This window comes from Gloeocapsa sp. DLM2.Bin57 (genome assembly GCA_007693955.1).
GTDB lineage: Bacteria > Cyanobacteriota > Cyanobacteriia > Cyanobacteriales > Gloeocapsaceae > Gloeocapsa.
In genome coordinates, this window is sequence record RECR01000101.1 from 48,308 (window position 1) to 60,627 (window position 12,320).

At 38.9% G+C, this 12,320-nt stretch carries 12 protein-coding genes; 10 read left to right on the top strand and 2 right to left on the bottom strand.

Going from position 1 to position 12,320, the window contains the following annotated elements:
- Positions 1–22: 22 nt before the first annotated feature.
- Both EA365_13520 and EA365_13525 read right to left on the bottom strand, forming a co-directional pair.
- Positions 23–982: a hydroxymethylbilane synthase gene (locus EA365_13520; GenBank protein ID TVQ43084.1), complete on the bottom strand. Its 960-nt coding sequence runs from the start codon at positions 980–982 to the stop codon at positions 23–25.
- 174 nt (positions 983–1,156) lie between these two features.
- A complete protein-coding gene (locus tag EA365_13525) occupies positions 1,157–3,268 on the bottom strand; it encodes a TIGR00300 family protein (protein ID TVQ43085.1) in 2,112 nt (703 codons plus the stop codon).
- 116 nt (positions 3,269–3,384) lie between these two features.
- Here EA365_13525 and EA365_13530 point away from each other — a divergent pair, with 116 nt between their 5' ends.
- The 10 genes from EA365_13530 to EA365_13575 all read left to right on the top strand — a co-directional run bounded on the left by EA365_13530 (position 3,385) and on the right by EA365_13575 (position 12,064).
- Positions 3,385–4,332: an asparaginase gene (locus EA365_13530; GenBank protein TVQ43086.1), complete on the top strand. Its 948-nt coding sequence runs from the start codon at positions 3,385–3,387 to the stop codon at positions 4,330–4,332.
- Positions 4,333–4,498: 166 nt separating this feature from the next.
- Positions 4,499–5,443 (top strand): GTP-binding protein, encoded by a 945-nt coding sequence (locus EA365_13535; GenBank protein ID TVQ43087.1) that lies wholly within the window; start codon positions 4,499–4,501, stop codon positions 5,441–5,443.
- A gap of 150 nt (positions 5,444–5,593) precedes the next feature.
- The gene (locus EA365_13540) at positions 5,594–5,692 is read left to right on the top strand and encodes a GTP-binding protein (GenBank protein ID TVQ43088.1); all 99 of its coding nucleotides are present in this window, start codon (positions 5,594–5,596) and stop codon (positions 5,690–5,692) included.
- A gap of 24 nt (positions 5,693–5,716) precedes the next feature.
- Positions 5,717–6,649 (top strand): glutathione S-transferase family protein, encoded by a 933-nt coding sequence (locus tag EA365_13545; GenBank protein TVQ43089.1) that lies wholly within the window; start codon positions 5,717–5,719, stop codon positions 6,647–6,649.
- 415 nt (positions 6,650–7,064) lie between these two features.
- Positions 7,065–8,138: an N-acetylneuraminate synthase gene (locus tag EA365_13550; GenBank protein TVQ43090.1), complete on the top strand. Its 1,074-nt coding sequence runs from the start codon at positions 7,065–7,067 to the stop codon at positions 8,136–8,138.
- Positions 8,135–8,941 carry an SDR family oxidoreductase gene (locus EA365_13555; protein TVQ43091.1) on the top strand — a complete coding sequence of 269 codons (807 nt, stop codon included), beginning with the start codon at positions 8,135–8,137 and terminating at the stop codon, positions 8,939–8,941. The genes EA365_13550 and EA365_13555 overlap by 4 nt, the downstream gene beginning before the upstream one ends.
- A 76-nt stretch (positions 8,942–9,017) precedes the next feature.
- Positions 9,018–9,758 (top strand): hypothetical protein, encoded by a 741-nt coding sequence (locus EA365_13560; protein ID TVQ43092.1) that lies wholly within the window; start codon positions 9,018–9,020, stop codon positions 9,756–9,758.
- Complete coding sequence (gene prmC / locus EA365_13565) at positions 9,745–10,659, top strand: peptide chain release factor N(5)-glutamine methyltransferase (protein ID TVQ43093.1); 915 nt, start codon at positions 9,745–9,747, stop codon at positions 10,657–10,659. The genes EA365_13560 and prmC overlap by 14 nt, the downstream gene beginning before the upstream one ends.
- Positions 10,656–11,246 carry a Sua5/YciO/YrdC/YwlC family protein gene (locus EA365_13570; protein ID TVQ43094.1) on the top strand — a complete coding sequence of 197 codons (591 nt, stop codon included), beginning with the start codon at positions 10,656–10,658 and terminating at the stop codon, positions 11,244–11,246. Before prmC ends, EA365_13570 begins: the two co-directional genes overlap by 4 nt.
- Positions 11,247–11,251: 5 nt before the next feature.
- Positions 11,252–12,064: a sensor histidine kinase gene (locus EA365_13575; protein TVQ43095.1), complete on the top strand. Its 813-nt coding sequence runs from the start codon at positions 11,252–11,254 to the stop codon at positions 12,062–12,064.
- Positions 12,065–12,320: the final 256 nt, after the last annotated feature.

Sequence of the window (12,320 nt, forward strand, 5' to 3'; positions counted from 1 at the left end):
AAGAAAGCACCTAAAGGTTATCTTAACGTTGAATTTCGGCAAAAATAGCCGCGAGAATCTCTCCTGCTCCTTTTTGGCGGAGTTTTTGGGCTAATTCTACTCCTAGGGCTTCTGCTGAACTTGTTTTTCCCGTAACTTGGTCTTTAATCAGGGTTTGACCGTCTAAACTAGCTACCATTCCCATCAGGGTAAGATTCTCTTCTGTGATACTGGTATTGACACCGATGGGAACTTGACAACCTCCTTCTAATTCTCTTAAAAATGCTCTTTCTGCTAAAGTGCGATCGCGTGTGGGGATGTCTTCGAGGACTTTAATGACTGGGAGAATTTCTTGATCACCTTGACGACATTCGATCCCGAGGGCTCCTTGTCCGACAGCGTGTAGGGATATTTCAGCTGGTATAACCTGATGAATGCGATCGCTCATCCCGAGACGTTCTAAACCTGCTACGGCTAGAATAATGGCGTCATATTCTCCCGCGTCTAATTTGGCTAGTCTGGTATTAACATTACCGCGCACATCTTTAAAAGCTAGATGAGGGTAGTAATGTCTTAGTTGTGCTAATCTCCGTAAAGAGGATGTACCGATTACTGCTCCTTCGGGGAGGGTGTCTAGTTGTTTATCCTGGTGTTTAGCGTTAACTACCAGAGCATCTGCTGGGTTGACTCTTTCGGTAACACAACCAAGAATTAAACCATCGGGAAGTTTAGTGGGTAAGTCTTTAAGAGAATGTACCGCAAAGTCTATGTCTTGATTGAGCATTCCTTGCTCTAATTCTTTGGTAAATAAACCTTTATCGCCTATTTTAGCTAGGGCTACATCTAAGATTTTATCCCCTTGGGTACTCATCTCTATTACTTCAAAGGAGATATTGGGAAAGTTTTTGGCTAATTCTCCTTGTACCCAATGAGTCTGTACTAAAGCTAATTGACTTTTACGTGAACCGATACGAATCGTACGAGAAGGGCTAGAAACGGTCATTTTTATCTTAATGTTTATACTAAATGGCTGATTGAGGGGGAAGTAAATCTTAGCTCAAATGGGGATAGGGAATAGGAAAGTGAAGAATAAGGCAAGAGATGTAATAATTAATTAACTCATTCGATATCTTAACCCCTTTCTTCGGAACTCTGATTCCTCTTACTCCCCTGGAATTTAGACTTGAACTGGTTCGTAAGCTGTGGTTAGCTGTTCGAGTTGGTTAATTAGTAAGCTCAAGAATAAACCTACGTCGGTAACGATTCCAATGGATTCAATTGAGCCGCGATCGCTTAATTTAGTCACAACTGCTGGGTTAATATCTACACAAACCATTTTTACACCAGCCGGAGTCATATTACCTACACCTATGGAGTGGAGCATAGTAGATAGCATTAATACCATGTCTGCTCCTTCTAATAGTCTGGCGTATTCTGTTTGGGCTTTGATTAAATCCATTTCTGTATCCGGTAGAGGACCATCATCACGAATTGAACCGGCTAAACAGAAGGGTACTTGATTGCGGACGCATTCATACATTACCCCTTGAGTAATTACTCCTGCTGCTACTGCTCCTGCTATGCTACCGTAGCGACGGATGCTATTAATTACCTTGAGATGGTGACGATGTCCACCTTTAACGGGTATTCCCCGCTGCATATCTACACCGAGAGAAGTTCCCATCATCGCTTGTTCGATATCATGAACGGCGATCGCGTTTCCGCCTAGTAAAGCTTGGACATAACCTTCTCTAATCAGTCTAGAGAGGTGTTGTGCTCCTCCTGTATGAATTACTACAGGTCCTGCTGTTACTACTACTTTACCTCCCTGGTCGCGAATATGGCGCATTTCCCAGGCTATTTGTTCTACTAATAACTCAACGCGACGTTCACTGGATACACCTGCTCCCATGAAGCTAAATTCTTGATTTGATTGAGTTTCTCTAGTCAAGTTTTTACGACCGCTTCTAATACCTTCGACACCGACTATAACTTGATCTCCTACTTGTAAGTCGCGCAGAATTTTACAAGTTGCTTCTAGTCCTGATGGGGTTTGACTTACTACTATAGCTCCATCCATGCGTTGATTTTGGACTTTTACCCACTGACAATTGACTCTGACTTCTGTGGGATAAATCGTAGTAACATAAAAATCATCTGGGGCTACACCATCTTTAGTCACTACTTCTAGGTTGGTATCGCATATTTCAGCGGGAGGAGCTACCGCACCTAAATCGATTAATTGAGTCATAATGTCTTCCATTATGTCGTGAGAAGGAGCTGATATGCGCACATCCGCTACAGAAGTACTCGCTCTTTGTTCTCCGAGATGGAAGTTAAGAACTTGGAAACTTCCCCCTGATTCTACAATTAAATCTAGAGCTTGATTCATAATTCCCGCGTCGAGTAAATGTCCTTCCATGCGTATGGTGCGACTTTCTACCGCTGTGGTTGCGTGGACATCGGGTAGTCTAGGTTCAGTTACTCTCAGGGTTAGACATTTAGCAGCACCACCTGCTTTGAGAAATTCGGTTAAAGGAGTCTCAATTACTTGGAATCCACGAGCATTTAATCTTTGTTTTAAGTTATCACTGACTTGGTTCATAATCACCAAGCTATTGATATTTACCGCGTTACAAGCAAAGTTCACGGCGTCTGCTTCGGCGATCGCTATTCTTTTTTCTGCAGGAATGCGCATCTCAATCAAGCGATTAGAATAACTATCAAAAGCGGGAGGATAATAGAGCAGATAACCTCCACTCAAAGGACAAAAACAAGTATCGAGATGATAAAATCGTTCATCCACTAACCGTAGTGATAGTACCTCTGTGTCTAACCATTTGGCTAAATAGGGGTGTGAGTCTAATTCTGAGCGGAAACCATAACCGGCCCATAACCAACGCCCTTCTCTGTCAAAGAGTGCGTCTCCTGCTCCTTCAAAGGGTAAATCTTTAGGTAATTCTTGTACTGTAAAACCTTTGGCGGCGAACCATTCTTTAAAATAGGGTTCTTCTCCTTGACGCTCGGGGTGAAAGAAGCGACTGATAACTACGTTATCACCTAATACTAGTCCCGCGTTAGCGGTAAATACCATATCGGGCCAACCCTTGGCAGGCTCTACCAAATCTACTATAGCGTGTTCTTTAATTACGTGATATAGTTTTTCCCATTGCTCTACTGCTTTTTCTGGTGATGATTTATGTATGTTCCCTTCCATCCAGGGGTTAATTACGTAGTCAACGTCGTAGTGCTTTGGTGCGCACATCAGAAAACGAATCGGTTCAGTCATAACTTAATTCGGAACTCAAAATAACAATATGTCTAAAATTTTAATAGACCAACTTACTAATATAACATTAACTCTTATAATTTAAGAAAGTGAATCAGCAAAATTAATCAAATTCCATGGTCAAAAGAACAGAAATACCAACAATAGAAGTGCGTTTACTCCGAGAGGGTATCACTGAGTCTGTACATCAGATTGAAGCAAGTGTCTGTGATCAACGAGGGAGAGTATTATTAGCAGCGGGAAACCCTGAAAAGGGTGCTTTTATTCGTTCTGCTCTCAAACCATTTCAAGCTCTCGCTGTTGCTGCTAATGGTACTTTAGAACGTTATAATCTCTCTGACCAAGATTTAGCGATTATTTGCGGTTCGCATCAGGGAACAATTGAACAAGCTAGACAAGTCTTTCACATTCTCTGGAGGGCTGAAATTGAACCAGATAGATTACAATGTCCTGTGGGGGAAAACCAGAATAGTCCTCTACAACATAACTGCTCAGGTAAACACGCGGGAATGTTGGCTGTAGCCAAACAATGCAATTGGCCCTTAGAAACCTATTTAAACCCTTCTCACCCTGTACAACAGTTGATCTTAAAAAAAATAGCTGAACTTTTGGAAATGCCAGGAGCAGAGTTGATTTGTGCTCATGATGACTGTGGTGCACCTACTTATTTTATGCAGTTACGACAGATGGCTCTTCTCTATGCTCAACTCGCTTCAGGTAACAATCTAGAGTTAGAAAGAATCGTTAGAGCTATGACTCGTCATCCTCATATGGTAGCTGGTGAGGGAGCTTTTGATACAGAGTTAATGCGCTTAACTGAAGGAGAATTAGTTAGTAAATCTGGTGCAGAAGGAATACAATGTATTGGTCGCGTTGGTGAGGGTATGGGTTTAGCTATTAAAGTACTTGATGGCTCTAAACGCGCTAAACATGCCGCTGCTATCCATCTACTTAAACAAATGGGCTGGATTACTCCGACTTTGGCAGAATCTTTGACTGATAAGTTTATGAATCTGGGTAATTATAAGCGTTTAGAAGCAGTAGGTGAGTTAGTTTATCCTTAAGGATTGCTGTTAAATATTGATAACGGTTATCATTATAAACAGTTTGGAGTTAGGTTTTAGGTGGAACGCTAGAACGGTAGAACGGTTTTATTATTACTATATATCATACTCCCCATCTCCCTACTTCCTACTCCCCCTCTCTTCCCTCTTCCCTTAATTAATAATCATGAAACAATTGCCCGTAACAGTAATTACAGGATTTCTCGGGAGTGGTAAAACTACTCTACTTAATCATATTCTCAGTAATAATAAGTTAAAAGTAGCGGTTTTAGTCAACGAATTTGGGGATATTGATATAGATAGTCAATTATTGGTATCCGTTGATGAAAATATGATTACTCTTAGTAATGGCTGTATTTGTTGCAGTATTAATGAGAGTTTGATAGAAGCTATTGAGCAAATTTTAGACCTAGAACAACCTGTTGATTATTTAATAGTAGAAACAACGGGAGTAGCAGATCCTTTACCTATTGCTTTAACTTTTTTAAGTACTCATTTACGTGAACTTATTAGACTTGATTCTATCTTAACTGTTGTAGATGCAGAAAGTTTTACATCAGAACATTTTGATAGTGATGCTGCTTTAAAACAAATAATTTATGGGGATATTATTATCTTAAATAAAACGGATTTAGTCACAGCAACTAAATTAAAATCTTTAGAGGGAGATATTCAATTAATCAAACCAGGAGCAAGAATTATTCACTCTGAATATGGTAAAGTTCCCTTACCTTTATTACTAGATATAGATTTATGTGAGCCTAGTATTTATGAGAATATAAAGCAAGAGCATCATGATCACGATCATCCTTCTCACCATCTGGAAATAGATGATTTTGTGTCTATTTCTTTTGAAAGCGATCGCCCCTTTAATTTGGCAAAATTTCAGAATTTTTTCGCTGATGCTAAAGTTAATCAAGTTTTTCGTGCTAAAGGTATTCTCTGGTTTGCTGAGAGTCAATTACGTCATATTTTCCAACTCAGTGGTAAACGTTATGATATTCATACTGACCAATGGAAAACTCAGAAAAAGAATCAATTAGTCTTAATTGGTCGTAATTTGAACGTTGCAGAAATTAATCAAGGACTTGAAGAATGTTTGTTAGGCTAAAGTTATTTAACTAGGGAAAATTATTAATAAAAAACTTATTAAGACTTGTTAAGGTAAGGATTAAAAAATATGATAGAGTTATTAGAACAAGCTATCGCACTCTTAAAAAATTATCTGGTTATTTAAGTATGGTTAACTACATAAAGTCGCTTGATTCGAAAGGATTCTCAAAGTTATCTAGTCTTAATTGGTCGTAATTTAAACGTTGCAGAAATTAATCAAGGACTTGAAGAATGTTTGTTAAGCTAAAGTTATTTAACTAGGGAAAAAATTATGGGACTACTGATAGAAGGAGTTTGGCACGACCAATGGTACGATACCACTAGTACAGGAGGTCGCTTTATTCGAAAGGATTCTCAATTTCGCAACTCAATAACTCCTCAAGGAAAATTCCCACCCGAAGCTAATCGTTATCATCTTTATGTTTCTTATGCTTGTCCTTGGGCTCATCGTACCTTAATTTTTCGTAAGTTAAAAGGTTTAGAAAAGATTATTTCTGTATCTGTAGTTAACTGGTATATGGGGGAAAATGGTTGGACTTTTGCTCCAGGGAAAGAAGTGACACCAGATCACCTGTCTGGTTTTAGTTATCTTTATCAGATTTATACTAAAGCAGATCCCAACTATACTGGAAGAGTAACAGTTCCCATACTTTGGGATCAACAAACCGAGACCATAGTTAATAACGAATCATCGGAAATTATTCGGATATTTAATACTGCTTTTGACGAATTAGGAGCAATACCAGGAGATTACTACCCAGAAGCTTTGAGAGCAGAGATTGATCAGATTAACGATCGCATCTACCATACAGTCAATAATGGCGTCTATAAAGCAGGATTCGCTACTACTCAGGAAGCTTATAACGAAGCTATTGGACCTCTTTTTGATACCTTAGATTGGTTAGAAACCCGTTTAGAAACACAAAAATACCTTATGGGAGACAACCCTACAGAAGCCGACTGGAGACTATTTACTACTTTAGTCAGATTTGATGCTGTTTATGTGGGTCACTTCAAATGTAACCTACGTCGCATCGTAGATTATCCTAATCTTTGGGCTTACCTACGACGATTATACCATACACCAGGGATAGCTGAAACCATTAACTTTCAACATATCAAAGGACATTACTATCAAAGTCATCAAACCATTAATCCTACAGGAATAGTACCTAGAGGACCAGAAATTGACTGGAGTATTTAATTAAATTTAAGACCTGGTATGAGATCTGAATTTAACCTCCTGCGGCAAAAGTAACCATGACTAGAATAGATAGTAAAATGCCAGGTGAAAGTAAAGTAACAAGCAAGAGTAGTTCATGGGGTGTCATAATAGTCACAAGTCTAAAGAGAATTATGAACTATCTTTACATACCTAATGGAAGTTACTAAGGGAATTTCAGAAAAATTTAACGATTTGTGAGTGAGAAGTCCCCGTAGGACAACTTTTATTTTTGAAGTTCCTACTACTAAGGTAAAGCCTAGTCAAACCTGACTTCAATGCGGTCATCAAGAAAACAAACCCTTTAAATATCTCCAGATTTTAATTGATTCAACAAATGTTGCCGATTCTTGATCCCTTATACTAATATGTACAGAGTGGTTTGAGGAGTAATGGTATGAATCGGTATTTAAATATCGATGGAGTAGCGATTCACGATCAAAGTGATTGCTATGTCATCGCCGAAATTGGCAATAATCATCAGGGAAACCTAGATAAGTGTAAAGAAATGTTTCGGGTGGCTAAAGAATGTGGCGCTAATGCAGTTAAATTGCAAAAGCGAGATAATCGCAGTCTCTACACCAAAGCAGCTTTTGATAAACCCTATGAACACGAGAATAGCTTCGGAAGTACTTACGGGGAACATCGGGAATTTTTAGAATTTGGTCAAGCAGAATATCTAGAATTAAAAGAATACGCAGCACAAATAGGGATCACTTTCTTTGCAACCGCTTTTGACTTCCCTAGTGCGGACTTTTTAGAAGCCTTGGATCTACCTTTATATAAAATAGCATCAGGAGATATCAAAAATATCCCCCTAATCAAGTATATCGCTAGCTTCAACAAACCCATGATTGTTAGTACAGGAGGAGCTACCCTAGAAGATGTACAAAGGGTATATCAGGAAATCATGCCGATTAATCCTCAATTATGTATCCTCCAATGTACAGCAAGTTATCCCGCTAGTTTTGAAGAATTAGACCTCAAAGTAATCCAAACCTATCAAGAAATGTTCCCCGAGATCAGTGTGGGATTATCTAGTCATGATAACGGTATAGCTATGGCTGTAGCAGCTTATGTACTAGGAGCAAGAGTAATCGAAAAACATTTTACCCTCAATCGCGCTCTCAAAGGAACAGATCACGCCTTTTCCCTCGAACCAACGGGATTAAGAAAAATGGTCAGAGATTTGCGCAGAACAAAACAAGCTTTAGGAGATGGTCAGAAAAAAGTCTATCTCAGTGAACGTCCCGCGGTCATGAAAATGGGGAAAAAATTAGTAGCAACCCAAGATTTACCCGCAGGTCATATACTTACTAAAGCAGATTTACAAATCAAATGTCCAGGAGATGGTATCCCTCCCTATGAATTAGATAAAGTAGTAGGAAAAATGTTAACCGAGTCTCTAGCCATAGATGAGGCGATCGCTTGGACAAAACTAACAGATAAAGTAGAAACAGCAGTACTGTGAACTATTTTAACCTCTCAGGTGAGATAGCAATAGTAACGGGCGCTTTAGGTCGTTTAGGTCCTGTTTGGATCGAGACTTTACTGGGAGCTGGAGCAACTGTACTAGGGATAGACTTAGCCAAAGCGCCCCTCAACCCTCAATTTAACCAGTTAAGAGAACAATACCGAGAAAACCAATTATACTTGTATAGAGGAGACGTAACAGAACGCTCAAGTCTAGAACTATTGCGCGATCGCTGTTTAACAGAAATAGGAACTCCAAGTATCCTAGTTAATAACGCAGGGATAGATCAACCCCCCGGTCAAGTTAAAACCTATACCATCGAAGATGTCCCTCCAGAAATATTTCGCCAAGTTCTAGAAGTAAACGTCTTAGGTGCTTTTCAAGTGAGTCAAGTATTTGGCGCACCAATGGTTAAAGCCAGAAAAGGTTCAATAATCAATATTGGCTCTCTCTATGGTAGCGTCTCTCCTGACTCTCGTTTTTACGACCATCTAGACTGTGTTCCCCCCTTTCTCAAACCACCCGCCTACGGCGCTTCTAAAGCGGCTTTGGCTAATCTGACTCGTTATCTAGCTACCCATTGGGGACAATATGGTATTAGAATAAACACTCTTTCTCCAGGAGGAGTATTAGGAGGACAAGACGAGACCTTTAAAGAGAAATTCTGTGCTCGTGTTCCCCTAGCTAGAATGGCTCAATCAGAAGATTTAACAGGACCATTGTTATTTCTAGCCTCAGCTGCATCAGCTTATGTAACGGGAATAGAGTTGAAAGTTGATGGTGGTTTTACTGCTTGGTAAATCAAAAAAAAGAAAAGCTAAGATAGGGATGAACTCTATCAAAAAATGTTAAATAAAATTCTTGAGGATAATAAAGATGAAATCATGGTTACGCCTTGGTATAACAGCTAGTTTAATAAGTACAACATTATTTGGCTCTGTAATGAGTCAAAACTTACCTGCGATCGCATTACCCATGGAACAAATAGTGACTAAATTAGAACCAATTCCAGTATTTACAGTAGCAGACGAAACGGGAGCACCCCTAGTAGCTACAGGAGAAAATAATACCCAAGTAGCGGGAGTATTTATCAGTCAAGCAGATGCTCAAGAATTTGTGCAAAGATTGCAACAAGAAAACCCCGATTTAGGAAGCCAAGTCAGGGTTGTACCTGTATCCTTAAGCAAAATCTATGAACTCGCTGTTGATAGTCAAAATGACCCTACTGCCTTACAATTCGCTTATGTACCTGTTGAAGCACAAGTACAAAAAGCTGAAGAGTTAATGAGTGCATCAGGAGAAGAATTTCCAGGTGGCGTACCTTTATTCGTAGCCACCACAGGAGAAGATCAAGGTTATCTGACTATCCAACAAAATAATGAGCAGGTAATTCCCTTTTTCTTTGAAAAACAACAGTTAGATAATATGATTACTAACTTTAAACAAGAACAACCAGAATTAGCCGACCAAGTAGCAGTAGAGGTAGTACCCCTAGAAGTAATGCTCTCAACTCTACAAAATAGTAATGATGAAGGACTCGATAAAATTGTCTTGATTCCAACCACAGAAGCGATAGAGTTTATTCGTTCCACTACCCCTACTGATGGTCAACCCTAAGTTACGGGTAAAACTTAACGGCAAAACATTACATAAGTGGCGATACCAGGCGATCGCCACCGCTAAAACCGCGGGAATTAACCCCACAGAAGTAGATTGGTTATTAACTAGAATAACTAATTTAAGTAAGCTAGATTTACGTCTAGAGTCTTATTTAAATCAAGATCTTGTTCTCAGCGAGAAATCTTTGACAGAATTAACTCAATTATGGGAACAAAGAATCAAAAAAAACGTCCCTGTACAATACTTGATTAACACTGTTTATTGGCGAGACTTTAAATTACAAGTGTCTCAAGACGTCTTGATTCCTCGTCCCGAAACAGAATTAATTATTGATTTGCTAGAAAATAGCCTTAAATTTAGCGAGAATGAGGAGTTAAAAACAGGTGTGTGGGTGGATTTGGGAACAGGAAGTGGAGCGATCGCCCTAGGATTAGCTCAATTACTACCAGAAGCAACTATATACGCTGTAGATATTAGCAAAGCGGCACTGGCGATCGCTGCTACAAACGCAGCCCAATTGCATCTAGAAAATAGAATCAAATTTCAACAGGGTGATTGGTGGTCACCCTTAAAAGAATGGAAAGGAAAAATTAGTGGGATGGTCAGTAATCCTCCTTATATTCCTACTGCTATGATAGCACAACTTCAACCAGAAGTCACTCTCCATGAACCCCATCTCGCCCTAGATGGAGGCAAAAATGGTCTAGAGTCTTTGCTACATCTAGTAGTAACAGCTCCCGATTATTTGTGCTCTGGTGGCATTTGGTTGTGTGAAATTATGAGTGGGCAAGGTCAACAAGTAGCTCAACTACTCTCTAATCAAGGAAGTTATCACAAGATAAGTATCTACTCAGATTTAGCTAATCTCGAACGTTTTGTTTTAGCTTACAAAAAATGACAAAAGTTTCTCAAGAAGAATTAGTAACCAGTGCGATCGCCTCTCAAGTAATCTGTTTTCCTACAGATACAGTGCCAGCCTTAGCAGTACGACCTGATCAAGCTAACAAAATCTTTACTCTTAAGCAACGTTCCCAAGACAAACCACTGATTCTTATGGCCGCAACAGCAGAACAATTGTGGCAATTTGTCCAAGGAAGTAGCCAAGAAATGAAAATCTGGGCAGAAACAGCCCAAAAATATTGGCCCGGTGCGTTGACCTTGGTTTTACCTGCTTCTAGTCAGGTTCATCCCTCGGTAAACCCTAATGATCCCACCACCATTGGTTTACGCATTCCTAATCATCCTCTGGCTTTGGCTATTCTAGCTCAAACTGGTCCACTAGCTACCACCAGTGTCAATCTTTCGGGTGAGCCACCTTTAGAAATTTTTGACGAAATTGACCGCAAATTTCCCCAACTACCCATTCTTGACTATGGTAAACCAGGGGAAAAACTAGGGAGTGGTTTACCTTCTACTGTGGCTAAATGGAATCTTGGGCATTGGGAAATACTTCGTAAAGGATATATTATTAATTTGGAGCTATAGTGTCTATGAATCAAGAATCTATTCAATCCCAAGCTGAAATTGAACGTTTAAGACAACAACTCCTAGAAACTGAACAAGCCTATTATCTCGCTGAAGAGATGAGTAAATTTAAAGCGGGTTTTTTAGCACGCATTGCTCATGAAATTCGCTCTCCTTTAGCTAGAGTCATGAATCTAAATCAAGCTATTCTCACTAATTTATGTCTAGATCCTACTGAAGAAAGAGATTTTCTCAAACGTGGACAACAAGCTCTTAATGACTTACATCATCTTCTTGATGAAATAATTGCTATTTCTAATACGGCTAATTGCACCTGTCAATTAAAGATACAAAAGTGTGATTTAAAAGAAATTTTAGCAGAAGTTTACTGTCAAATTAATTTACAAGCTCTTTCTTCGGGTCTTAAATTTAAAACTATTATTCCTTCTACTTCTATTTATGTTTATGCAGATTATCACCGTTTATTACACGCACTGACTCTGCTAATCGATGTTGTAATCAGTTTTCAACAAAATCATCAACTAATCTTAGAAGTTATGGTTAATTATGAGCAACTTTTAGTTAGTATTAATTTAGATTTTTGTGGAACAATAGAGTTATTGAGTGAACCAACTAATTTAATTAATAATCTCCACCAAGATTTTCTTAATAACTATCATAATCTTCCCGTGAAAATAGATATCTCACCAGGAAGTAAATTTCATCTAATCGCTGATTTACTCGAATCCATGGGAGGAAAATTAACCATAATTGAAAACCAGTCTCAAAGAACTCTAACTAGTTTACAGTGTTTATTACCACTAGCTGAGATCATCTAATCTGGTAAAGCGATATGTTCTGTGCTAGAATATAGGCATAGTTTAGACCGATTAGTAATCATCATCGTTGTATTTGAGTTAACAGAAAAAACAATTGTTGTGTAGAAATTTTCTGGCTGAGTAGTCATTAAATACACTTTTAGTGACATACTCCTACACCGAATCAAAGATTATGGTGTAGGCTTCTTATCTTTCACCTTAAGAGATGATTGACCGTTTTTGAGTGAGGCGATGCCCATCCCCACTTTTTTAATTA

What these genes read in the sequence shown, in the direction of transcription:
- EA365_13520 (TVQ43084.1), bottom strand. Translation starts at nt 982, where the DNA reads ATGACCGTTTCTAGCCCTTCTCGTACGATTCGTATCGGTTCACGTAAA.
- EA365_13525 (TVQ43085.1), bottom strand. Translation starts at nt 3,268, where the DNA reads ATGACTGAACCGATTCGTTTTCTGATGTGCGCACCAAAGCACTACGAC.
- EA365_13530 (TVQ43086.1), top strand. Translation starts at nt 3,385, where the DNA reads ATGGTCAAAAGAACAGAAATACCAACAATAGAAGTGCGTTTACTCCGA.
- EA365_13535 (TVQ43087.1), top strand. Translation starts at nt 4,499, where the DNA reads ATGAAACAATTGCCCGTAACAGTAATTACAGGATTTCTCGGGAGTGGT.
- EA365_13545 (TVQ43089.1), top strand. Translation starts at nt 5,717, where the DNA reads ATGGGACTACTGATAGAAGGAGTTTGGCACGACCAATGGTACGATACC.
- EA365_13550 (TVQ43090.1), top strand. Translation starts at nt 7,065, where the DNA reads ATGAATCGGTATTTAAATATCGATGGAGTAGCGATTCACGATCAAAGT.
- EA365_13560 (TVQ43092.1), top strand. Translation starts at nt 9,018, where the DNA reads ATGAAATCATGGTTACGCCTTGGTATAACAGCTAGTTTAATAAGTACA.
- prmC (TVQ43093.1), top strand. Translation starts at nt 9,745, where the DNA reads ATGGTCAACCCTAAGTTACGGGTAAAACTTAACGGCAAAACATTACAT.
- EA365_13570 (TVQ43094.1), top strand. Translation starts at nt 10,656, where the DNA reads ATGACAAAAGTTTCTCAAGAAGAATTAGTAACCAGTGCGATCGCCTCT.
- EA365_13575 (TVQ43095.1), top strand. Translation starts at nt 11,252, where the DNA reads ATGAATCAAGAATCTATTCAATCCCAAGCTGAAATTGAACGTTTAAGA.